Annotated in this window: 22 protein-coding genes; 13 read left to right on the plus strand and 9 right to left on the minus strand. The window is 67.2% G+C overall.

What is annotated here, in order from left to right:
• The 6 genes from ABNQ39_RS28920 to ABNQ39_RS28945 all read left to right on the plus strand — a co-directional run bounded on the left by ABNQ39_RS28920 (position 1) and on the right by ABNQ39_RS28945 (position 5,666).
• The gene (locus tag ABNQ39_RS28920) at positions 1-906 is read left to right on the plus strand and encodes an ABC transporter permease subunit (protein WP_109491242.1); all 906 of its coding nucleotides are present in this window, start codon (positions 1-3) and stop codon (positions 904-906) included.
• A 5-nt stretch (positions 907-911) separates the two neighbouring features.
• A complete protein-coding gene (gene livM, locus ABNQ39_RS28925; protein WP_376965399.1) occupies positions 912-2,399 on the plus strand; it encodes a high-affinity branched-chain amino acid ABC transporter permease LivM in 1,488 nt (495 codons plus the stop codon).
• Positions 2,400-2,407: 8 nt separating this feature from the next.
• Positions 2,408-3,295, plus strand: a complete 888-nt coding sequence (locus ABNQ39_RS28930) for an ABC transporter ATP-binding protein (protein WP_376965401.1) — start codon at positions 2,408-2,410, stop codon at positions 3,293-3,295.
• Positions 3,296-3,298: 3 nt separating this feature from the next.
• A complete protein-coding gene (locus tag ABNQ39_RS28935) occupies positions 3,299-4,009 on the plus strand; it encodes an ABC transporter ATP-binding protein (protein ID WP_014189439.1) in 711 nt (236 codons plus the stop codon).
• 1 nt (position 4,010) lies between these two features.
• Positions 4,011-4,364, plus strand: a complete 354-nt coding sequence (locus ABNQ39_RS28940; protein WP_376965404.1) for a DUF6867 family protein — start codon at positions 4,011-4,013, stop codon at positions 4,362-4,364.
• A 201-nt stretch (positions 4,365-4,565) separates the two neighbouring features.
• Positions 4,566-5,666 (plus strand): branched-chain amino acid ABC transporter substrate-binding protein, encoded by a 1,101-nt coding sequence (locus tag ABNQ39_RS28945; RefSeq protein WP_376965406.1) that lies wholly within the window; start codon positions 4,566-4,568, stop codon positions 5,664-5,666.
• A 99-nt stretch (positions 5,667-5,765) separates the two neighbouring features.
• Here the strand turns inward: ABNQ39_RS28945 and ABNQ39_RS28950 are convergent, their stop codons facing one another.
• Positions 5,766-6,047, minus strand: coding sequence for a hypothetical protein (locus ABNQ39_RS28950; protein ID WP_376965408.1), 282 nt, complete (start codon positions 6,045-6,047; stop codon positions 5,766-5,768).
• Between the two features lie 228 nt (positions 6,048-6,275).
• On the opposite strand from ABNQ39_RS28950, the gene ABNQ39_RS28955 reads away from it, so the two are divergent.
• The gene (locus ABNQ39_RS28955) at positions 6,276-6,482 is read left to right on the plus strand and encodes a hypothetical protein (RefSeq protein WP_042696427.1); all 207 of its coding nucleotides are present in this window, start codon (positions 6,276-6,278) and stop codon (positions 6,480-6,482) included.
• A 6-nt stretch (positions 6,483-6,488) separates the two neighbouring features.
• Here the strand turns inward: ABNQ39_RS28955 and ABNQ39_RS28960 are convergent, their stop codons facing one another.
• Positions 6,489-7,580, minus strand: a complete 1,092-nt coding sequence (locus ABNQ39_RS28960) for an MBL fold metallo-hydrolase (protein ID WP_376965410.1) — start codon at positions 7,578-7,580, stop codon at positions 6,489-6,491.
• 212 nt (positions 7,581-7,792) lie between these two features.
• Between ABNQ39_RS28960 and ABNQ39_RS28965 the strand changes: the two genes are divergently transcribed.
• Complete coding sequence (locus ABNQ39_RS28965) at positions 7,793-8,836, plus strand: OmpA family protein (protein ID WP_376965412.1); 1,044 nt, start codon at positions 7,793-7,795, stop codon at positions 8,834-8,836.
• 167 nt (positions 8,837-9,003) lie between these two features.
• A complete protein-coding gene (locus ABNQ39_RS28970) occupies positions 9,004-9,672 on the plus strand; it encodes a response regulator transcription factor (RefSeq protein WP_376965414.1) in 669 nt (222 codons plus the stop codon).
• Between the two features lie 12 nt (positions 9,673-9,684).
• Here the strand turns inward: ABNQ39_RS28970 and ABNQ39_RS28975 are convergent, their stop codons facing one another.
• Positions 9,685-10,404 (minus strand): hypothetical protein, encoded by a 720-nt coding sequence (locus ABNQ39_RS28975; protein ID WP_376965416.1) that lies wholly within the window; start codon positions 10,402-10,404, stop codon positions 9,685-9,687.
• Between the two features lie 197 nt (positions 10,405-10,601).
• The gene (locus ABNQ39_RS28980) at positions 10,602-12,008 is read right to left on the minus strand and encodes a PLP-dependent aminotransferase family protein (protein WP_376965418.1); all 1,407 of its coding nucleotides are present in this window, start codon (positions 12,006-12,008) and stop codon (positions 10,602-10,604) included.
• A gap of 204 nt (positions 12,009-12,212) precedes the next feature.
• On the opposite strand from ABNQ39_RS28980, the gene ABNQ39_RS28985 reads away from it, so the two are divergent.
• A complete protein-coding gene (locus ABNQ39_RS28985) occupies positions 12,213-12,908 on the plus strand; it encodes a response regulator (RefSeq protein WP_376965420.1) in 696 nt (231 codons plus the stop codon).
• Here the strand turns inward: ABNQ39_RS28985 and ABNQ39_RS28990 are convergent, their stop codons facing one another.
• The 4 genes from ABNQ39_RS28990 to msrB form a co-directional block, all read right to left on the minus strand.
• Entirely contained in the window at positions 12,909-13,802 is an 894-nt protein-coding gene (locus tag ABNQ39_RS28990) for an alpha/beta hydrolase (RefSeq protein ID WP_376965422.1), read from the minus strand.
• 50 nt (positions 13,803-13,852) lie between these two features.
• Positions 13,853-14,482, minus strand: coding sequence for a hypothetical protein (locus tag ABNQ39_RS28995; RefSeq protein WP_376965424.1), 630 nt, complete (start codon positions 14,480-14,482; stop codon positions 13,853-13,855).
• A 28-nt stretch (positions 14,483-14,510) separates the two neighbouring features.
• Positions 14,511-15,074, minus strand: coding sequence for a hypothetical protein (locus tag ABNQ39_RS29000; RefSeq protein WP_376965426.1), 564 nt, complete (start codon positions 15,072-15,074; stop codon positions 14,511-14,513).
• 241 nt (positions 15,075-15,315) lie between these two features.
• Positions 15,316-15,732 (minus strand): peptide-methionine (R)-S-oxide reductase MsrB, encoded by a 417-nt coding sequence (gene msrB, locus ABNQ39_RS29005; protein WP_376965428.1) that lies wholly within the window; start codon positions 15,730-15,732, stop codon positions 15,316-15,318.
• A 281-nt stretch (positions 15,733-16,013) separates the two neighbouring features.
• On the opposite strand from msrB, the gene ABNQ39_RS29010 reads away from it, so the two are divergent.
• A complete protein-coding gene (locus tag ABNQ39_RS29010; RefSeq protein ID WP_376965430.1) occupies positions 16,014-17,207 on the plus strand; it encodes a pentapeptide repeat-containing protein in 1,194 nt (397 codons plus the stop codon).
• Between the two features lie 7 nt (positions 17,208-17,214).
• Here the strand turns inward: ABNQ39_RS29010 and ABNQ39_RS29015 are convergent, their stop codons facing one another.
• Entirely contained in the window at positions 17,215-18,222 is a 1,008-nt protein-coding gene (locus tag ABNQ39_RS29015; RefSeq protein WP_376965432.1) for a BMP family lipoprotein, read from the minus strand.
• 271 nt (positions 18,223-18,493) lie between these two features.
• Between ABNQ39_RS29015 and ABNQ39_RS29020 the strand changes: the two genes are divergently transcribed.
• Both ABNQ39_RS29020 and ABNQ39_RS29025 read left to right on the plus strand, forming a co-directional pair.
• On the plus strand, positions 18,494-19,720 hold the full coding sequence (locus ABNQ39_RS29020) for a Bcr/CflA family multidrug efflux MFS transporter (protein ID WP_376965434.1): 1,227 nt from the start codon (positions 18,494-18,496) through the stop codon (positions 19,718-19,720).
• 109 nt (positions 19,721-19,829) lie between these two features.
• On the plus strand, positions 19,830-20,912 hold the full coding sequence (locus ABNQ39_RS29025; protein WP_376965435.1) for an ABC transporter substrate-binding protein: 1,083 nt from the start codon (positions 19,830-19,832) through the stop codon (positions 20,910-20,912).

Raw genomic sequence — 20,912 nt, forward strand, 5'->3', positions numbered from 1 at the left:
ATGGAATATTTTCTTCAGCAATTGATCAACGGCTTGTCGCTTGGAGCGATCTACGGCCTGATCGCGATCGGCTACACGATGGTGTACGGCATCATCGGGATGATCAACTTCGCCCATGGCGAGATTTACATGATCGGCTCCTTCGTGGCGCTGATCACCTTCCTGGCCATCGGCGCGCTCGGCATCACCTGGGTGCCGCTGGCGCTGCTGATCATGCTGCTCGCCTCCATGCTGTTCACCAGCGTCTATGGCTGGACGGTCGAGCGCATCGCCTACCGGCCGCTGCGCTCCTCGCCAAGGCTGGCGCCGCTGATCTCCGCCATCGGCATGTCGATCTTCCTGCAGAACTACATCCAGATCCTCCAGGGCGCCCGCTCCAAGCCGCTGCAGCCCATCCTGCCCGGCAACCTCACCCTGATGGACGGCGCCGTCTCCGTCAGCTACGTCCGCCTCGCCACCATCATCATCACCCTGGTCCTGATGGTCGGCTTCACCATGCTGATCAACCGCACCTCGCTGGGACGCGCCCAGCGCGCCTGCGAGCAGGACAAGAAGATGGCCGGCCTGCTCGGCGTCAACGTCGACCGCGTCATCTCGCTGACCTTCGTCATGGGTGCCGCGCTCGCCGCCGTCGCCGGCATGATGGTGCTGCTGATCTATGGCGTCATCGACTTCTACATCGGCTTCCTGGCCGGGGTGAAAAGCTTCACCGCCGCCGTGCTCGGCGGGGTCGGCTCGCTGCCCGGCGCCATGCTCGGCGGCGTGGTCATCGGCCTGATCGAGGCCTTCTGGTCCGGCTATGTCGGGTCCGAATGGAAGGACGTCGCAACCTTCTCCATCCTCGTCCTCGTCCTGATCTTCCGGCCCACCGGCCTGCTCGGCCGGCCCGAGATCGAGAAGGTGTAAGCGCCATGACCACCCATTCCAACACCCTCTCCGCCGGGCGCGGCGCCACGCGCGGCGTCGACTGGGCCGCCACGATCAAGGACGCCGGCCTCGCCGCCTTCGTGGCATTGCTGCTGACCGTGCCGCTGGTGGGACTGCGCACGGTGGACCGCCCCACCGGGCTGGGCATCGAAGCCCGGCCGGAGGAGGTCGTCGCCTCCATCCTGCTGGTCTTCCTCGGCCGGCTCGGGCTCGGGCTGATCCGCCAGGGCATGGCGCTGCCGGTGCTGATCCTGGCGGTCCTTTGCGCCGGCGTCGGGCTGGTGCTGCCGATGCCGACCCAGGTGCTGCGCCTGGTGCTGGTGCTGGGCGGCGGCGTCATCGCGCTGCGCGCCGCCATGACGGTCGCCACCGGCCGTTCCAAGCTGTCCCAGGCCGACCGCGACAAGCGCATGGACCGCGTCGCCGCCAAGGTGCAGCACGCCAGCAAATACATCGGCCCGGTCGCCGTGGTCTTCGCCGCCATCCTGCCGATGACGCCGCTGGCCGACCGCATGCTGCTGGACATCGGCATCCTGCTGCTGACCTACATCATGCTGGGCTGGGGCCTGAACATCGTGGTCGGCCTCGCCGGCCTGCTCGACCTCGGCTATGTCGCCTTCTACGCCGTCGGCGCCTACAGCTACGCGCTGCTGGCGCATTACTTCGGGCTCAGCTTCTGGCTCTGCCTGCCGCTGGCGGGCCTGCTCGCCGCCTGCTCGGGCGTGCTGCTCGGCTTCCCGGTCCTGCGGCTGCGCGGCGACTATTTCGCCATCGTGACCTTGGGCTTCGGCGAGATCATCCGCATCATCCTGGTCAACTGGTACCAGTTCACCGGCGGCCCGAACGGCATCTCCGGCATTCCGCGGCCGAGCTTCTTCGGCATCGCCGACTTCTCCCGCACGCCCTCCGACGGCATGGCCGCCTTCCACGAGCTGTTCGGGCTGGAGTTCTCGCCGCTCCACCGCATCGTCTTCCTCTATTACCTCATCCTGGCGCTGGCGCTGGTGGTGAACCTGTTCACGCTCAGGGTGCGCAAGCTGCCGCTGGGCCGGGCCTGGGAGGCGCTGCGCGAGGACGACATCGCCTGCGCGTCCTTGGGCATCAACCGCACCAACATGAAGCTGGCGGCCTTTGCGATTGCGGCGATGTTCGGCGGCTTCGCCGGCTCCTTCTTCGCCACGCGCCAGGGCTTCATCAGCCCGGAGAGCTTCACCTTCATCGAGTCGGCGATCATCCTGGCCATCGTGGTGCTGGGCGGCATGGGCAGCCAGATCGGCGTGGTGGTCGCCACCCTGCTGGTGATCGGCCTGCCGGAAGCGTTCCGCGAGCTGGCCGACTACCGCATGCTGGCGTTTGGTGCCGGCATGGTGGTGATCATGCTGTGGCGTCCGCGCGGCCTGCTGGCCCACCGCGACCCGACCATCCTCCTGCATGGGGGCAAGAAGCCGATCCCGGCGGGAGCCGCGAAATGAGCGCCGCGATGAATACCGATAAGCCCTTGCTGAGCGTCGAACACCTGACCATGCGTTTCGGCGGTCTGGTGGCGAACAACGACGTGTCGTTCGAGGCGCGGGCGGGCGAGATCACCGCGCTGATCGGCCCGAACGGCGCCGGCAAGACGACGCTGTTCAACTGCGTCACCGGCTTCTACACCCCGACCGTGGGGCGGCTGACGCTACGCCACCCGGCCGGCAAGGAGTTCCTGCTGGAGCGGATGCCGGGCTACCGCATCGCCCAGCTGGCGGGCGTGGCGCGCACCTTCCAGAACATCCGGCTGTTCAGCGGCATGAGCGTCCTGGAGAATTTGATCGTCGCCCAGCACAACAAGCTGATGCGGGCGTCGGGCTTCGCCATCGCCGGCCTGCTCGGCCTGCCCGGTTTCCGCAAGGCCGAGCATGAGGCGGTGGAGCTGGCGAAATACTGGCTGGACCGGGTCCGCCTGACCGAGTTCGCCGACTGGGAAGCCGGCAACCTGCCCTACGGCGCCCAGCGCCGGCTGGAGATCGCGCGGGCGATGTGCACCGAGCCGGTGCTGCTGTGCCTGGACGAGCCGGCGGCCGGCCTGAACCCGCGCGAGTCGGGGGAGCTGGCCGAGATCCTGACCTTCATCCGCGACGTGCAGACGCCGCAGGGCCACCGCACCGGCGTGTTGCTGATCGAGCATGACATGAGCGTGGTGATGCGCATTTCCGACCATGTGGTGGTGCTGGACTATGGCCGGAAGATTTCCGACGGCGATCCGGAGCATGTGAAGAACGACCCGGCGGTGATCCGCGCCTATCTGGGCGAGGACGAGGACGAAGCCCTGCCGCCGGAGATCGCCGCCGACCTGAACATCGCGCCCACCGCCGGCCAGAAGGGAGCCTGAGCCATGTTGAAGGTATCGGGCGTCCACACCTTCTACGGCGCCATCGAGGCGCTGAAGGGCATCGACATCGAGATCGGCGCCGGCGAGATCGTCTCGCTGATCGGCGCCAACGGGGCCGGCAAGTCGACGCTGCTGATGACGATCTGCGGCAGTCCGCGGGCGCGCCAGGGCCGGGTGTTCTTCGAGGGCGAGGACATCACCGACCTGCCCACCCACGAGATCGTGCGGCGCGGCATCGCCCAGTCTCCGGAAGGCCGTCGCATCTTCCCGCGCATGACGGTGCTGGAGAACCTGCAGATGGGCTCCATCGTCGCCCAGCCCGGCAGCTTCGAGCGCGAGCTTGAGCGGGTGCTGACGCTGTTCCCGCGGCTGAAGGAGCGCATCAACCAGCGCGCCGGGACGATGTCGGGCGGCGAGCAGCAGATGCTGGCGATCGGCCGGGCCTTGATGAGCCAGCCGCGTCTGCTGCTGCTGGACGAGCCGTCGCTGGGACTGGCGCCGCTGATCGTGAAGCAGATCTTCCAGGTGATCCAGGAGATCAACCGGGAACAGAAGATGACGGTGTTCATGGTCGAGCAGAACGCCTTCCATGCGCTGAAGCTGGCGCACCGGGCCTATGTGATGGTGACGGGCAAGATCACGATGACGGGGACGGGGGCGCAGCTTCTGGCCGACCCGGAGGTTCGCGCGGCCTATCTGGAAGGGGGACACTGAGATGGAAACGATCCTTGGCTCCTCCGTTCCGGTGTTCGTGTTCCTGACAGTCCTGGTGTTCGGCGGCTGCGGCGTGCTGACCGGGCAGACGCTGGCGGAGGGGTGGAAGCCGGTCTCCAGCGTGCTGGCCTACTCGCTGCTGCTGGGGGTGGGCGACCGCTTCCTCGCCTGGGGCCTGTTCGGCGAGCAGCTCTTGTCGCTGTGGGGCTTCATCGTCCACACCGTCGTGATCGGGTTGATCACGCTGACCGCACACCGCATCGCCATCGCACGACGCATGGTCAACCAGTATCCGTGGCTTTATGAGCGCGCGGGACCGTTTGCTTGGCGCGACCGCACCGGCACCGCCGGTTGAGCAGGGCCGGTTAAGCGGGTGCGACTAGACATAAGGAATTAGACCGTACGGCTGATTGGTGCCCGCGAAACTGTCGCACTGTGCGCCACTCGGGGTATGGTATTCTGGAACCCGCCGGAGGGGACCCGGCGGCAAGGCCCGAAAGGGCCGGGGGTATGTTGCAACAGGGACCACTTCATAGAACAGGGAGCAAGCACACCCATGAAATTCAAGCTGTCCCTTCTCGCCGCGATCGCGGCGACCGCGCTCTCCGCCACGGCCGCCAAGGCTGACATCGCGGTGGCCACCGCCGGCCCGATCACCGGCCAGTACGCCACCTTCGGCGAGCAGATGAAGAAGGGCATGGAGCAGGCCGTCGCGGACATCAATGCCGCCGGCGGTGTTCTGGGCCAGAAGCTGAAGCTGGAAGTCGGCGACGACGCCTGCGATCCCAAGCAGGCCGTGGCTGTCGCCAACCAGCTGGCCAAGGCCGGTGTGAAGTTCGTGGCCGGCCACTTCTGCTCGGGCTCGTCGATCCCGGCCAGCCAGGTCTATGCCGAGGAAGGCATGCTGCAGATCTCCCCGGCTTCGACCAACCCGAAGCTGACCGAGCAGGGCCTGAAGAACGTCTTCCGCGTCTGCGGCCGTGACGACCAGCAGGGCCTGATCGCCGGCAAGTATCTGCTGGACAAGTACAAGGGCAAGAACATTGCCATCCTGCACGACAAGTCGGCCTACGGTAAGGGGCTGGCCGACGAGACGCAGAAGGCGCTGAATGCCGGCGGCCAGAAGGAAGCCATCTACGAAGCCTACACGGCCGGTGAGAAGGACTATTCCGCTCTGGTGTCGAAGCTGAAGCAGGCGAACATCGACGCCGTCTATGTCGGTGGCTACCACACCGAGGCCGGCCTGATCGCCCGCCAGATGAAGGACCAGGGCCTGAAGGCCATCATCGTGTCGGGTGACGCGCTGGTGACCAACGAGTACTGGGCCATCACCGGCGACGCCGGCGAGGACACCATGATGACCTTCGGCCCGGATCCGCGCGAGAAGCCGGACGCCAAGGCCGTCGTGGAGAAGTTCCGCAAGGCGGGCTATGAGCCGGAAGGCTACACCCTGTACACCTACGCCGCTCTCCAGATCTGGGCGAACGCGGTGAAGCAGGCGAACTCGACCGACGCTGCCAAGGTTGCCGACGTCATGCGCAAGGGCAGCTACGATACCGTCATCGGCAAGATCGGGTTCGATCCCAAGGGCGACGTCACCAGCCCGGCCTATGTCTGGTACAAGTGGCACAACGGCCAGTACGCCGAAGTGAAGTAAGCGAAACGCGTCCGCGTTCCGCGAGAAGGGGCCGGCACGTCAGTGCCGGCCTTTTTCTTTGATGGTTCAAAGAAGTACCGGGCTTGTCGAACAAGCCGGTCAGGGAATAGGTCGGGGAACATAGGCGACGCGGTGCTGGGCCATGGCTGGCTGCGCCGCAGCAATTGCCTGGGGGGAGAGCCCGGTCGCCACACGACGGCCCGACCGCTCGGCCAGCAGTCGTTCACATGTGCCCATCACCTCCCGCCAGAAGGCGGCGGCACGGGTGTGGTTGGCGGCCGTGAGTTCGACAAGACGAACGCGGCTCATTCGAATCGCTGTTTCGCCCAGTTCATCAACCAGGCGGGTCGCGAAGACAAGCACGTCGAGATCGGTGTTCATGACCGCTATGAACCCACAGCCGCGCCTTTAGTTCCACTCTGAAAGAGCCCTGCGGCAAAGGGTCATCGGGGGTGCCCCGGACGTGCTGCATCGCAACAACGCAAATGCGGCATCGGCAAAGGGTCACCGAACGGACACTCGCCACGGCAGGGGGTTTTTGTGCTTCAATGGCGCCCTTCGCGGCGACTGTGACGGTCGCCGGCATGGGACGGGTTTTGGAGAACGAAAATGCGCAGGAAGCGCGAGGTGGTCGAGGGACAGATTTATCGCAAGCTGTCCCCCAGCGGCGGCTATTGGGAAGTGATCGCCATCCGCAAGGACGGCATGGGCACCCAGCATGCCCAGATGAAGCGCACCGACGACCCGAAGACGTTGAAAACCCTGTCGGTGGCGACGCTGCTCGATCCGCACGAGTTCGAGATCGTCACCGAATAACCGCCGTCAGGCCGCTGCGATGGCGGCCGGCCGGCGGTAGAGGTCGGCCGGCGGAAGCGAAGCCGGCTCGACAGCCGGCCCGGCGGTCCGCTCCAGCCGCCCCTTGCGGATCAGGTGGTTGAGGTGGGCCACCGCCTCGCCCACGGCGAAGAGCATCTGCTGCGGGTCGAGCGGGCGCGGAAACAGTGCCCGCGTCACCGCGGCGGCAGTCCGGGGGACCGCACACAGAGTCTCGATCTCGGCCAACCGCTCCCCATGGTGGAGAGCCAACTCCTCCGCACGCCGGTGCAGGCCGTGGAAGGGGCGGCCGTGGGACGGCAGGACCAGCGTCTCCGCCGGCAGGACGCTCCATCCCTCAAGGCTGGCAAGGTAGTCGGCGAGCGGATCGGCGTCCGGTTCAGACGGCCAGACGCTGATGTTCGGGCTGATGCGCGGAAGGATCTGGTCGCCGGAAATCAGCAGGTCCGGGCTGCCGCCGCCGGCCGGCCGATGCAGACTGACGGGTTCCGCCGTATGGCCGCTGCCGCCGATCACCGTCCAGTGGCGGTCGCCCACCGGCAGCCGGTCGCCGGCCCGCAGACGGGTCAGCGTCGCCGGCACGGCGGGCACGCCGCGGCTGTAAGCCCCCTTGCGGGCGAGCAGCGATTGCAGCGTATCCTCCTCCAGGCCGCAGCGGCGGTAGAACTGCTCGACCACCGCGTCGGTGGCGGCATCGTTGCCGGCCGACAGGGTGCGGGCGAGCAGCCATTCGGTCAGCGAGGTGGCGAAGCCGGCGCCGGTCCGCTCCACCAGCCAGGCGGCGGCGCCGATATGGTCGGGATGGAAATGGGTGACGACCAACCGCTCCACCGGGCGCCCGCCCAGCGCATCGCGCAGCAGCACCTCCCACACCGCGCGGCTGCGCGGATCGCCGAGCCCGCAATCGACCAGCGTCCAGCCGGCCGCGCCGCCGTCAAGCGCCCAGACATTGATGTGGTCGAGCTGGAAGGGCAGGGACAGCCGGATCCACAGCACACCGGGCGCCACCTCCTGCCAGCCGCCGGGATCGGGAGTGGTGCAGAGGGGGTAATCGACCGAACCGTCCGGGGTAGAGGGCATTGAGGTGTCTGTCCAAGTTATTGTTATCGCGACAGGAAATGCCTCTGAGCCGGCTGAGGCAGATCTGCAACAGGAAAAATGGGCCTGCGGCAGCAGGATTGGAAGCTGCGGATCCGTATCCATTGTCGGGGCCGGAGCCCGTTCTGTCACGCACTTCACCGCAGGCCGGGATGTCCCGATCGACCAACGCCGTCAACGATGGGAACAAGAACATGACGATGCGTGGGATTTTGCTGGGCACGGCACTGACCGTCGCCCTGCCTTCGCTGGCCGTCCCGACCGCCGCTTTCGCCGGTACGGAAGGCTTCTATGTCGGTGCTGGCGCCGGCGTGAACTGGACCGAGGATGCCGACCTCAGCAGCTATCCGGCTCCCGGCCTGGGCCTGAAGGAGGAGTTCAAGATCGGCGGCATCGGCGACCTGTCGGTCGGCTACGCCACCGCGATGGGCCTGCGCGCCGAACTGGAGGCTGCCTGGCGGTGGCGCAACAGCGTCGACGGCACCAGCAGCGCCACCCCAGGCCTGAACAATCTGGGCGGCAAGATGAGCTCGGTCGCCTTCATGGGCAACCTGCTGTACGACATCAACATCGGCCTGCCGATCACCCCCTATATCGGTGCCGGTGCCGGTATCGCCGGGGTCAAGCAGTCGCTGAACGGCGCCAGCGACCGCGACTGGGTCTTCGCCTATCAGGGCATCATCGGCGCTTCCTATGCGATCAACGACAATGTCGCGCTGACGCTGGATTACCGGTATTTCGCCACCGTCGATCCGGAGTTCGAGCTGGGGCCGGTGACCTCGAAGGGCGAGTACCGCAACCACACGATCCTCGCCGGCCTGCGCTACACCTTCGGTGGTCCGGAGCGTGCGACGCCCATCGCCGCCCAGGCACCGGCAGCCCCGCCGATGGCCGCCCAGCCGCAGAGCGAGTATCAGGTGTTCTTCGATTGGGATAAGGCGGTCATCACGCCGAATTCCGACAAGATCATCGCCGATGCCGCCGACGGTGCCAGCCGTGCCCGAGCCGTCCGCATCCAGGTGATCGGCCACACCGACACCTCGGGCGCACCGTCCTACAACCAGAAGCTCTCGCTCCGCCGCGCCGAGGCGGTGCGACAGGCCATGATCAAGCATGGCACGCCGGCCAACATCATCACCATCGAAGGTGTCGGCGAGAACCAGCTGATGGTCCCGACCGGTCCGAACGTGCGCGAGCCGTCGAACCGCCGTGCCCAGATCATGATCAAGATCTCCTGAACGGCAAAGGGGGGAGGGGCGACCGCCTCTCCCCGCAGGCGCCTGCAATCCTTCCAGGCGTCGCGGCAGTGGAACCAAGGTGCCGGACGTGCGAAGGAGGTAGCGCGGACCGTTGCGTCAGCGTATGACCATACGGTACCCAAGGCATCTTCGGTCCGAGACGTTACATGCAGGTTCTGATCGCCGACGATCATTCCATCGTCCGCAGCGGCTTGACCCATCTGGTGGGTGAACTGGACGAGCAGGCCACCGTGGTGGCCGCCACCAGCTTCAGCCAATTGAACGCCATCCTCGACGGCGCGATGCAGGACGGCGGGACCGCGTTCGACCTCATCGTGATGGACCTGCGCATGCCGGGTCTCGGCGGGCTGGAGGATGTCGAGGCGCTGGTCAAGCGCGTCGCGCCGGTCCCGGTCGCCATCTTCTCGATGATCGAGTCGCCGGACGAAATGCGCGCGGTGCTGTCGCGCGGCGTCCGCGCCTTCATTCCGAAATCGACCGACGACGTGCTGGTGGTGAACATCCTGCGGCTGGTGATGGCCGGCGGATCCTATGTGCCGCCGGTGCTGGGCATGCCGGGCGCACCGGCCCACGCGGCCGCCGGGACCCCGCGCGCCGTGGCCCCCAGCATCTTCGACGGGCTGACCCGCCGCCAGTTGGAGGTTCTGGACCTGCTGGCCCAAGGCCTGTCCAACCAGGAGATCGGCGAGAGGCTGGGCCTGAACCTGTCCACCGTGAAGACCCACGTGACCGGCGTGCTCAAGGCGCTGGGCGTCGGCAGCCGCACCCAGGCGGTTCTCCTGGTCAAGGAATCGGGGCGCGACCGTCTGGTCTGAGGCGCGCGGCGATCACAGGATCGCGTTCAGCAGCGACCCGCGCCCGCCATAGCTGCCGCCGGACCCGCCCAGCAGCATCGCCGACGGGTTGAGCGAGGCGCTGCCCGCGCCCAGGATCGAGGCCAGGCTCTGAAGCTTGGTGTTGCCGCCGAAGGGGTTGTCGCCTTTGGCCGGCTGCTTCGCGATGGTGTCGTAGTCCTTGCTGTAGTTGCCCATGCGCAGCTGGACGCCGTAGCTCTTGGCATCCTTGACCGGGACGTCCTTGTCGCGGGCGACGCGCAGGGTGTAGTCGCCCTTGTCCAGCGTCATCTGGCCGGATTTCAGCTTCTGGAAGGCGTCATAGCTGGCGCCGGCATCCTTGTTGCTGTCGGCGATGACCTTGCCGCCACGGTCCATCAGCTGTAGCCGGACGCCGGCATCGCCGACCGTTCCCAGCGTCACGGCGCCGGATGTGGGCACGTTGAACTTGTAGAAATCGGTCGGATCGTTGGAGGCCAGCGAACTGAAGACGTTCAGCCGGCTGGTGTCCTTCACCAGAGTGCCGATGCTCGTCGCGAAGGGGGCAGCGTTCAGCGCCGACTTGTTGACGGTCTGCTCGTACTCCTGGACCTTGCCGGTCGCGCCACCATTGCCTGCCGCCTGCTGCTGCACGCGCTTGACCGCGGCATCGATCGACTGCTGCAGGCTTTGAGCCATGCTGCCGACATCGGCGTAACTGGACAGGCTGACCATGGTGCGCTCCCCTCGTTCCACATTCCCGTCAGGAAATGACAATCGAAGGGTGTGCAGGATATGGGCCAGAGCTAAGATATTGATTTGACAGGGGCTATGGCAGGCCCATCGGTGCCGGGCGGCAGATTTGGACCGGCGGGGCGGCAGGATTTACCCAGCGGCACTCCCGCATCGGGTCGGCTGTCCCGGCATTCCGGTCAGACGATGGACAGCATTGCCGCCGCCGGCGCGTCGATCGCATCGGCGAGGGCGCGCAGGCCGCGGGCGGCCTCGTCGCGGCTGCGCGGCATGCACAGGCCGATGCGCACCGCGTGGGGGGCACTGGCGCGGCCGACGGCGAAGGCGTCGGCGCCGGTGACGATCACCCCGCGGCGGCGCGCTTCCCCGATGAAGTCCTCGCGCCGCCAGGGTTCGGGCAGGACCAGCCACAGATGCTGGGCCGCCGGGTGGCCATAGACGGTCTCGGCCGGCAGGATGGAGCGGGCGAGCCGCTGGCGGGCCAGATCCTCCTCCCGCTGGGTGGCGACGATGCGGTCGGCGGTGCCGTCCCGGATCCAGCGCGTGGCCACCTCCGCCGGCAGGGCGGGAGCGGAATATTGCAGGGCCCGGATGGCGGTCTCGACACGGGTGCGCAATTCCGCCGGGGCGACGACGAAGCCCAGCCGCAGGCCGGCGGCGAGGCTCTTCGACACGCTGGACACATAGAGCGTGATGTCGGGGGCCATGGTCTGGATCGGCACGGCATCCGGCACCATGAAGCCGAACACGTCGTCCTCGATCAGGATCACGCCATAGCGGCGGGCGATCTCGACGATCTCGCGCCGGCGGGCGGCGGGCATGACGACCGCCGTCGGATTCTGCAGGGTCGGCACCAGATAGGCCGCCTTCGGCCCCAGCCGGCGGCAGGCGCTGTCGAAGGCGTCCGGCACCAGACCATGCTCGTCGATGGCGACGCCTTCCAGATGATAACCCTGGGTGGCGGCCAGCGCCTTGGTGCCGATGTTGGTCAGCCGCTCCGCCAGGATGACGTCGCCGGGACGGGCCACGGCGGCCAGCGCCACCGCCAGCGCGTTCTGCGCCCCGGTGGTCAGCAGCACCGACTCAGGCGTCGCCTTTACCCGGTGCTGGCGTTCCAGCCAAGCCGCTGCGGCGGCGCGATGGTCGGGCAGGCCGGCATGAGGGCCGTAGCCGATCAGTCTCGCCGCATGCCCCGATGCCGCGATGGCCGACAGCGTCTGGCCGAAGGTCTGAACCGCCACGGCATGTTCGGGATGGACCGTGGTCATGTTGACGATGGCGGGACCTGCCGAGATCTCCCCGGCCGGCGGCCAGCCGAGCGGCAGGGGGGTGGTTGGCGGACGCTGTCCCTGGACGAAGGTGCCGCGGCCGACCTCGCCGCCGATCAGCCCGCGCTTCTCGGCCTCCGTATAGGCGCGCGTCACCGTTCCCACCGTCACGCCGAGGCGGAAGGCGAGGTCGCGGTGCGTCGGCAGCCGCGTGCCGGTCGGCAGCACGCCCTCCGCGATGTCGTCGGCCAGCGCGTCGGCGATGACGCGATAGAGCGGGCCGGGACGGCCCTCCAGGTTCGGGGTCCAGTTTGTCATGGGGACAAATGTGGCATTGTCCCGACCTGCTGGCAAGATCGGCTGCAATTGTCCCTATCGGCCACTGTGGCGAGGTGGAACAATCTGCCAATGCCTGTCGCAGTTCCGTTACACTCCAGCTTGTGTCAAATTGCCGGAACCGATAGTTTCGGTGCTGGGTGTGGCAGACAATCCGCCACCCGTCTCAGTCCGGTACGGGGGACAATGCACACCATCGCGGTGGTCGACGACGATCCCATCACCCGCGAGACCCTGAAGGCCTACCTGGAAGGGGAAGGCTATCGGGTGATGCTGGCGCGGGACGGCGACCAGCTGTCGGCGCTGCTGGCGCGGGGGCGCATCGACCTGCTGCTGCTGGACATCCGGCTGCCCGGCAAGGACGGTCTGGCGGTGACGCGGGAACTGCGGGCAGCCTCCAACATCGGCATCATCCTGATCACCGGGCGGTCCGACCGCATGGACCGGCTGATCGGGCTGGAGCTGGGCGCCGACGACTACATCACCAAGCCGTTCGAACCCCGCGAAATCCTGGCGCGCACCCGCAGCCTGCTGCGCCGCATCGTCAAGCCGACCAGACCGGCCGGCGGGCGGGTGAAGCGGTTCGACGGGTGGGAGCTTCATCTGGACAAGCGCCGGCTGCGCGCCCCCGATGGGGAGGACGCGCGGCTGACCTCCGCCGAATTCGAGCTGCTCGCTGCCTTCGTCGAGAATCCGGGGCGGGTGCTGAGCCGCGACGACCTTCTCGACCTGACCTTGCGCGGCGATTCGGTGCCGTACGACCGCTCCATCGACCGGCTGGTCCGCCGCCTGCGCCGGGTGGTTGAGCATGACCCTGCCGACCCCACCCGCATCGTCACCGTCCATGGCATGGGGTACATGTTCCAGGCCGCGGTGGATTGATCAGCTTCCGATTTCCGGCAGCGATTTGAGGTAATTATCGACATCGTCCAGCACCGGGTTCAGCCAGCGCAAGGGCGCGGCCAGGGCGGCGACGATGCGGATGTGGCCGATATCGTCATACTCCACCGTGCGCACGCTTCCGCCGACCTCTCGGGCCTTGGCCGCCAGATTGCGGCTGTTGCGGGGCAGGACCGTCTCGTCGGCGGTGCCGGTGGCGAGGAACAGCGGCGGCAGCGGGGCGGCGACATGGGCGATCGGCTGGGTGTCCGGCCGTGTCTTCTCCGGGCCGAACAGGTCCTTCAGCATCTCGCTCTGCAGGGGCAGGAAGTCGTAGGGACCGGCCAGTCCCACCGCGGCGCGCAGGTCGCGGGCGGGGTCGAGCCCCTGTTCGGCGAGCCAGCGGCGATCCGTCGCCAGCATCAGGGCATTGTAGGCCCCGGCCGAATGGCCCATCACCGCCACCGGTCCGGGTTGGGCGCCATGTTCGGCACCGTGGCGCCGGACCCAGGCCACCGCGGCGGCGGAATCGCGCAGGAACTCCGGATAGCGCACCTGCGGATAGAGCCGGTAGTCGGGGATGGCAACACTGTAGCCGCGGCTGGTCAGCGCCTGGGCGACGAAGCGATACATGCCCTTGTCGCCGGTCTCCCAATTGCCGCCATAGAAGAACACCACCGTCGGCGCTCCCGGTACCGGCCGGTCGGGGCGGTAGAGATCCAGCCGCAGGCGTGGATCGTCGGCGAAGGGCAGGTCGGTGGCGACCGTGTAGCCCGACCGTGGGGTAAGCGCATCGACGATCTGCGGGCCGGAACAGGCACCCAGAAGCGGCAGGAGCAGGAGAGGGGCGAGAACCCAAGGGTTCAGTCTTGGTCGTTTCAGGGCACGTCTTGGCATGGCCCGACAGCAGATAGGGCGCAGCCGGCGACGGGAAAGGGGAAACGGTCTCAGGACTGCGCGGGCGAGGTCCGGCGTTGCGGGCGGGCGGCGGCTGCGCCGTCCTCCTCCGGCTTGGCCGGCTTGCGGAAGGTGCTGAGTTCGGAAATGCGGTTGACGGTCAGGCCGTTGAGGCGGCAGCCGGCGACCTCGACGATTTCGAAACCGGCCTTGCGGGGATAGCGGGCGGCGACCCGCTCGCGCGCCTCGCGCTCGCCGTCGGCGATCAGCAGGAAGCGGCGCACCCCGGTCCAGCCGCGATATCCGCGCTGGTCGGACAGGCTGACGCCGATGGGGTGGCAGCGCACCGCGACCTCCCAGAAACGGCCGGGACGCGGCTCGTTCCGGTCGAAGACGACATAGCGCTGCATCGGGGCCGACTTCTTCTGGTCCAGCTCCAGAATGGCGGCCTGCATGTCGATCTCCGCCTTCTGAACGCGCTTTTCCATATCCGCATAGTGGTGCGCCAGCTGGGCATAGTCGGAGGCGACGTCGGCGACCACCCTGGTCACGTCCTCCACCTTCTCCTTCAGCTTGGACATGGCGATCCGCGTCACGACCAGCTGGCGGCGCCAGTAGCGGTTGGACAGGACGGTCAGCACCATCAGGCCCAGAGCGAAATACAGCATCATGCCGGTCATGGCGCCGTCTCCCTCATCCGTTCCCCGATCATGCCGCGTCAGCCTCGACCTCGGGGTCGGGAGCGAGCGCCAGGGGGACCACGGGGGAGCAGATCACGCCGTTGCGCTGGGAAAAGCTGCTCCGCACCGTGCCATGGGCCTGTTCGGCGGACGGAGCGGTGATGTGGGCGACGTTGCGGTATTCCCAAATCTGGCGCGAGAAGACGATGTCCTTGCGGTCCAGCTCGTTGAAATTCGGGCCGACCGCCAGCTGCGCCCAATAGATGTCGCCGTCGCTGTCCTGGTCGCCCAGCTCGTGGACCAGTTCGATCTTGGAGAATTCCAGAGCCCGCAGCTCGGTCAACGCCTTCTGGCGCCGGCCGTTGAATTCGGTCAGGCGGGCTTGCAGGGTCGTCAGATCGACGCGCTTGCGCTCCGTCTTCTGGCGCCATTCGGCGAGTGCGGCGCGTTTCTTGTCGTACTGGCGCTGGTTCATCGCCTCTCGGGTCTTTTCCGCGCTGACGCGGCCGACATCGACGACGATGGAAAGTCCGAGCGCGGCGGCGCTGGCGATCAGAAGCAGCATCCCCAGGAATTCGGCCGAAATGACCATTCGCCCTCCGCCAGCCGCACCGAATGCCTGCGCCCGTCCATCGACGCATGGTGCCACGACCGGCGAAGGGCGGCGATGCCCTCGCGACAACCCGTCGCACGGGGCGGATCATACCATCGCGCTCCGTGCCGGGGTTGTCATTTTTAGCCGAAATAGGGGCAAACCCGCCTTTTTTATTAAGGTTTATGACCGAACGCCGACAAGGCGAAGGAAAGCCGGCGGCCGGTCATAGTTCTGCCGGTCAGTCGGACTTTTCTTCGGGCTCGAAGCTCATGGCGACGCCATTCATGCAATAGCGCTTGCCTGTCGGCCGCGGCCCGTCGTCGAAGACATGGCCGAGATGGCCTTTGCAGGATGCGCAATGAACCTCGGTGCGCGGATAGGCCAGCTTGTAGTCGGTCGAGGTTTCGACCGCGCCCGGCAGGGGCTCCCAGAAGCTGGGCCAGCCCGACCCGCTTTCGTATTTGGTGTCGCTGGCGTACAGCGGCTGGCCGCAGCCGGCACAGCGGTAGACGCCGTGGCGCTTCTCGTCGTTCAGCGGGCTGGTGCCCGGATATTCGGTGGCGTGCTCGCGCAGAACCTTGAACTGGTTGGGCGACAGGTCCTGCTTCCACTCCTGTTCGCTTTTGGCCGATGCTGTCTTGTCCGATTCGGGCATGCCGCCGGTCTCCCATGCAGATGGTCGGTGTTCTGAGCCCCCTATATTGGGTCGCCATTCCCCCTACCCAAGCCGGAGGAGGCATCGATCACGCGGTCGTGACCTGCGGGTCGGCCTATGTCGGACCGGAAATGTCCCCTGCAACAAAAGATTCTTGCCGATCCGCCCAAGGTTCGACGGCTGGCATCTTCCGGAATTCAACCGATTTCGGTAACATCCAGCACGCCAACAGTCCGGGACAGCGTGTCCGGGACGGAAATGCCGGGGCAACGACGCGCCGCATGATGGATGAACGCTACCTCCGGGCGGTTCGCGATGCGCTGGTGCGCCACCAGCAGTGGCTGCTTCGCGACCCGGCGGGGAAGGGGCGGCGCGCCAATCTCAGTTTCTACGATCTGGCCGGGCTCGGCCTCAACCGCGTCAACCTGTCGGGCGCCAAGCTGACCGGCGCCAGCCTGACACGGGCGCGGCTGGTCGGCACCCTGCTGTCCAAGGCGGACCTGTATGGCGCCGACCTGTCGAAGGCCGACCTGACCGGGGCGCAGTTGCAGGGGGCGGATTTGCGCGGGGCCAGGGTGGATGGCGCCCGGCTGCAGAATGCCAACCTCCAGGGCGCCGACCTCCGTCGCGGCATGGTTCTGGACAGCGGCGAGTTCCGGGCCGCCGGCAATACCGACGGCACCACCACCTTCGTCGGCTGCACCCTGTCCGAGGCGGTGCTGACCGATTGCCGGATGGCGCAGTGCGATTTCAGCGGCAGCGACCTGTCCGGCGCCGACCTCACCGGCAGCGACCTCAGCGGCGCCATCCTGATCGGTGCCGACCTGACCGGGGCGACCATGCGCAAGACGACGCTGGACGGCGTGCTGATGTGCGGCGCCCGGCTGAACGACGAGCTGCGCACGGCGCTGGAGCGGCACGGCATCGATGTCGACGGCACCGGCCTGACCACCACCGCGGCGCGGATGAGCGAACTGATCGCCGAGCATCAGATCTGGGTCGACAAGCTCGGCAAGGGCGGCGACCGCATCCAGCTCCAGCGGGTCGATCTGCGCGGCTACAACTTTGCCAACCAGCTGCTGTGCGGGGCGGTGATGCGGTTCTGCGGGCTGCGCGGGGCCGATTTCTCGGGCGCCAAGCTGATGATGGCCGATTTGTCCTACAGCGACCTGCGCGATGCCGACTTCACCAGCGCCGACCTGTCCGGCTGCAATCTGGAAGGTGCCAATCTGGCCGGAGCGAAGCTGTGGCGGGCCAAATTCCGCAAGGTGGATCTCAGCGGCGACGGCAGCCGGCTGTGGCCGACCAGCTTCGCCAAGGCGCGGCTGAACGGCGCCGACCTGCGCGACGCCAGCCTTGCCGGCGTGGTGCTGCGCGGCACCGACCTGACCGCGATCAAGACCAGCTTCACCACGCTGAAGGGTGCCGACCTGACCGGTACCCGCGGCTGGCAGCCGTTCGAGGCACCGGCATAACCGTGGTTCAGCTTCCGTCGGCCACCGGAATGCGGCCGGAGACGATGCCGCGGCGGGCGACCTCCACCGCCTCCACCATCGCGGTCGTCACCAGATCGCGGTTGTTTTCGTCGAGCGCATAATCGACCGCGGACTCGGCAAGGCCGAGCGCCACCGTGCCGGCGGTCCACCGGCCCTGGCGGGCCGCCTCGAAGCTCGATTCCACGGCCAGATCGACCCGCTTCAGCATCGAGGTCAGGATGGAGCCGGGGTAAAGGTAGTTCTGGTTGCTGTCGACGCCGATGGCCAGCCGCCTTGCCTCGTTCGCCGCGGCGAAGATGCCGAAGTTGGAGACGCCGGCCCCGGCGAACACCACGTCGGCACCGCGCTGGAACTGGCTGCGCGCCACCTCGGCCCCGCTGGCGGGATCGTTGAAGGCGGCCGGCGTAGTGCCGACGAAGTTGACCAGCACTTTGATGTCGCCGCGGGCATGGCGGGCGCCCTGCTCGTAACCGGCGATGAATTTGCGGATCAGGGGGATGTCGAGCGCGCCGATGAACCCGACGGTCCCGCTTTTCGATGCCAGCGCCGCCAGGACGCCGACCAGGAAGGACCCCTCCTGTTCCTTGAAGGTGACGCAGCGGATGTTCGGCCCCTCCGCCACCGCATCGATCAGCGTGAAGCTGACCGCCGGGTGCGCCGGGGCCAGCCGCGCCAGCGGTGTCGCGTAGTAGAAGCCGATGGCGACCAGATCGGTCACCCCGCGCCGCAGCAGCGAGGCCGCCGCCTGATCGAACTGCACGGGCGTGTTGGGCAGATATTCGGTGACGGCGATGCCGGTGGCGTTCCTGAACCGCTCCGCTCCGGTGAAGGCGCCCTCGTTGAAGCTCTTGTCGAATTTCTGCCCGGCGGCATAGACGAGTCCGGGGACCAGTCCGGGCTGGATGGCTGCCGCATGCGCGTGGTGCGGAAGCAGAGCCAGGGCGGTGCCGGCGGCACCGAGGGACAGGACCGACCGGCGGGTGGGGTGCGGCATGGCGCGGCCTCTGGCTGGGTGGAAGCCTGTGATCCGGGTTCAATTTTAGGCATGGATTACTGGGCCGAACCAGAATTTTATTGCGCTGTGCCCGCGGCGATTTGGGCGGTGATTTGACCGGAACCCAGATTGTCGCGGCGGCGTTACGTCGCGGCTTGCTCAAGGCTGCCATGCCGAGACAGGACTTTGCGTCCAGCAGCGAAGGGATCAGCTTAAAAGCTGCGGATTCCGTCCGGCCGACTCCCCCATTCATTCATATCCGGATTTCCTGATGCTCGCGCGCCTTGCCGCCGTCCGTTCCCGTTCGCCTGCCGAAAGCCCGTTCTTCATCGCCGCGCTGGGCGTGCTGATGTCGTTCGGGCCGATGGGCACCGACATGTATCTGCCCGGCATGCCGGCGATCGGCCGGGACCTGCATGCGGCGCAGGATCAGGTGCAGTGGACGCTGTCGGCTTTCTTCCTGGGTTTCGGCGTCGGGCAGTTGCTGTGGGGGGCGCTGAGCGACCGGTTCGGCCGGCGGATTCCGGTGGCGACCGGCATCCTGCTTTACGCCATCGGCTGCGTCGGCTGTTCGCTGACCGTCGATGTCGGCCATCTGGCGGCATGGCGCTTCGTGCAGGCGGTGGGGGCCTGCGCTGGCCCGGTGCTGGTCCGCGCCATGATCCGCGACGTCTTCGAGCGCGACCGGGCGGCCAGCGTGCTGTCGATGATGATGCTGGTGATGGGGGCCGCTCCGATCATCGCGCCGCTGATCGGCGGCCAGATCCTGGTGTGGGCGAACTGGCGCTGGATCTTCTGGGCCCAGGCTGCCTTCGGCATCGTCGCCTTGCTGGCGCTTGCCAGCCTGCCGGAAACCCATCCCGACTCGCGGCGCACCAGCCTGCGCCCGATGGTGCTGGGAGAGGCCTACCGCAAGCTGCTGACCGACCGCCGTTACCTGGGCTATGCGGTGGGATCGTCCTTCATCTATGCGGGGATGTTCGCCTTCATCTCCGGCTCGCCCTTCGTTTACATCGAGCTGTTCGGCGTGCGGCCGGAGAATTACGGCTTCCTGTTCGGGCTGAACATCGTCGGCATGATCATCGTCAACACGCTGAACAGCCGCGCCGTGATGCGTTTCGGCTCGGACGTGATGCTGCGGATCGGCGTCTGGCTGGCCGCCACCACCGGCATCCTGCTCGTCGCCTGCGTGCTGGGCGGCTGGGGCGGGCTGTGGGGCCTGGTCGGCTGCCTGTTCCTGTTCATGTCGGTGACCGGATTCTGCTTCGCCAACTCCATGGCCGGGGCGTTGCAGGCCTTCCCGCAGATGGCCGGCACCGCGTCGGCGCTTGCCGGCATGCTGCAATTCAGCACCGGCGCGCTGTCGGGCTGGGCGGTCGGGTTGATGGCCGACGGCACCGCCATGCCGATGGCAGGGGTGATCGGCGGTGCGGCGCTGGTCAGTCTGGCGCTGAACCTGTGGCTGATCCGCCCGGTCCGCCGCCGGTTGTCGGCCTGACTGTAAAACAGATATGCAGTGTTGAACTGGGGTTCTTCCTGTCGGGACCGGCCGTGAATTGAAATTTGCGGCCGGCCCCACTAGGTTGGCGCGGCAAAAGGAGACCGTGATGCCGCAGACCCCGCCGAGCCAGTTCATCGATTCCGACCGTCCGACCGTTCCCGACGTCAGCCGGCGCGAGCTTCTGCTGGGCGCGGCGGCTTTGGGTATCGCCGCCGCTTCCGCGTCGCTGCCGCTGCCGGCCTTCGCGGCGACCGGCCTGCGGGTCGGCTATATCCCGATCATCCCGATGACTCAGCTTTATGTGCTGACGGGCGAGGGTTGGGCTGCGGATGCTGGGCTTGCTCTGCAAACCACCAGCTTCCAGTCGGGGCCGGCGATGATCCAGGCGCTCGCCTCCGGGACGCTGGACGTCGCCTATGTCGGCATTGGCCCGGCGATGATCGCCCGCTCGAAAGGGGTGAAGCTGAAGGTCGTCGCCGCCAACGTCATCGATCAGGTGGCGCTGCTCGGCCGTGGCCCGCTGGTGAAGGCGATGGCCGGCGCCGCCAGCCCGGCCGAGGGGGTGAAGGCTTTCCGCGCCGCCAACGGCCGGCGGCCGAAGATCGGCTCGCTGCCCGCCGGATCGGTGCCGGACACGGTGCTGCGCTATTGGATGGCGGAGGTCGCCCGCATCCCGTCGGAGGACATCGAGATCGTTGGGATGGGCGAACAGCCCTTGCAGCAGGCGCTGCTGACCGGTGCCATCGACGGCGCGTCGATCCTGGAGCCTATCCTGACGCTGGTGCAGTCGCGTCTTCAGGATGCCGCGATCATCGCCAAGGCCGGCAGCATGTTCCCTAAGCAGCCGGGTGCGGTGCTGGTGGTGACGGAGGACGCCATCGCCAAAAACCGCGACGCGGTGGCCGAGCTGGTCAAGCTGCACATCCGCGCCACCGCCTTCGCCAAATCCAACCCGGACCGCACGGCGGAACTGGTGACCGACATCATCGGCAAGGGGCTGGTCGAACGCGACGTGATGCGGGCGGCGCTGACCTCCGACGCGACGACCTTCGTCGACGACCCGCGGGTGATCCTGGACTCCACCAAACAGATGCAGGCCTTCCAGCAGACGCTGGCCCAGATCACCGAACCGGTGGATGTCGACGCGCTGTTCGACTTCACCTTCCATGACGCGGCGAAGAGGAAGTGA

Source organism: Azospirillum sp. A26, from assembly GCF_042604635.1.
GTDB classification, from domain to species: Bacteria; Pseudomonadota; Alphaproteobacteria; order Azospirillales; family Azospirillaceae; genus Azospirillum; species Azospirillum palustre.

What these genes read in the sequence shown, in the direction of transcription:
- ABNQ39_RS28920 (WP_109491242.1), top strand. Translation starts at nt 1, where the DNA reads ATGGAATATTTTCTTCAGCAATTGATCAACGGCTTGTCGCTTGGAGCG.
- livM (WP_376965399.1), top strand. Translation starts at nt 912, where the DNA reads ATGACCACCCATTCCAACACCCTCTCCGCCGGGCGCGGCGCCACGCGC.
- ABNQ39_RS28930 (WP_376965401.1), top strand. Translation starts at nt 2,408, where the DNA reads ATGAATACCGATAAGCCCTTGCTGAGCGTCGAACACCTGACCATGCGT.
- ABNQ39_RS28935 (WP_014189439.1), top strand. Translation starts at nt 3,299, where the DNA reads ATGTTGAAGGTATCGGGCGTCCACACCTTCTACGGCGCCATCGAGGCG.
- ABNQ39_RS28940 (WP_376965404.1), top strand. Translation starts at nt 4,011, where the DNA reads ATGGAAACGATCCTTGGCTCCTCCGTTCCGGTGTTCGTGTTCCTGACA.
- ABNQ39_RS28945 (WP_376965406.1), top strand. Translation starts at nt 4,566, where the DNA reads ATGAAATTCAAGCTGTCCCTTCTCGCCGCGATCGCGGCGACCGCGCTC.
- ABNQ39_RS28950 (WP_376965408.1), bottom strand. Translation starts at nt 6,047, where the DNA reads ATGAACACCGATCTCGACGTGCTTGTCTTCGCGACCCGCCTGGTTGAT.
- ABNQ39_RS28955 (WP_042696427.1), top strand. Translation starts at nt 6,276, where the DNA reads ATGCGCAGGAAGCGCGAGGTGGTCGAGGGACAGATTTATCGCAAGCTG.
- ABNQ39_RS28960 (WP_376965410.1), bottom strand. Translation starts at nt 7,580, where the DNA reads ATGCCCTCTACCCCGGACGGTTCGGTCGATTACCCCCTCTGCACCACT.
- ABNQ39_RS28965 (WP_376965412.1), top strand. Translation starts at nt 7,793, where the DNA reads ATGACGATGCGTGGGATTTTGCTGGGCACGGCACTGACCGTCGCCCTG.
- ABNQ39_RS28970 (WP_376965414.1), top strand. Translation starts at nt 9,004, where the DNA reads ATGCAGGTTCTGATCGCCGACGATCATTCCATCGTCCGCAGCGGCTTG.
- ABNQ39_RS28975 (WP_376965416.1), bottom strand. Translation starts at nt 10,404, where the DNA reads ATGGTCAGCCTGTCCAGTTACGCCGATGTCGGCAGCATGGCTCAAAGC.
- ABNQ39_RS28980 (WP_376965418.1), bottom strand. Translation starts at nt 12,008, where the DNA reads ATGACAAACTGGACCCCGAACCTGGAGGGCCGTCCCGGCCCGCTCTAT.
- ABNQ39_RS28985 (WP_376965420.1), top strand. Translation starts at nt 12,213, where the DNA reads ATGCACACCATCGCGGTGGTCGACGACGATCCCATCACCCGCGAGACC.
- ABNQ39_RS28990 (WP_376965422.1), bottom strand. Translation starts at nt 13,802, where the DNA reads ATGCCAAGACGTGCCCTGAAACGACCAAGACTGAACCCTTGGGTTCTC.
- ABNQ39_RS28995 (WP_376965424.1), bottom strand. Translation starts at nt 14,482, where the DNA reads ATGACCGGCATGATGCTGTATTTCGCTCTGGGCCTGATGGTGCTGACC.
- ABNQ39_RS29000 (WP_376965426.1), bottom strand. Translation starts at nt 15,074, where the DNA reads ATGGTCATTTCGGCCGAATTCCTGGGGATGCTGCTTCTGATCGCCAGC.
- msrB (WP_376965428.1), bottom strand. Translation starts at nt 15,732, where the DNA reads ATGCCCGAATCGGACAAGACAGCATCGGCCAAAAGCGAACAGGAGTGG.
- ABNQ39_RS29010 (WP_376965430.1), top strand. Translation starts at nt 16,014, where the DNA reads ATGATGGATGAACGCTACCTCCGGGCGGTTCGCGATGCGCTGGTGCGC.
- ABNQ39_RS29015 (WP_376965432.1), bottom strand. Translation starts at nt 18,222, where the DNA reads ATGCCGCACCCCACCCGCCGGTCGGTCCTGTCCCTCGGTGCCGCCGGC.
- ABNQ39_RS29020 (WP_376965434.1), top strand. Translation starts at nt 18,494, where the DNA reads ATGCTCGCGCGCCTTGCCGCCGTCCGTTCCCGTTCGCCTGCCGAAAGC.
- ABNQ39_RS29025 (WP_376965435.1), top strand. Translation starts at nt 19,830, where the DNA reads ATGCCGCAGACCCCGCCGAGCCAGTTCATCGATTCCGACCGTCCGACC.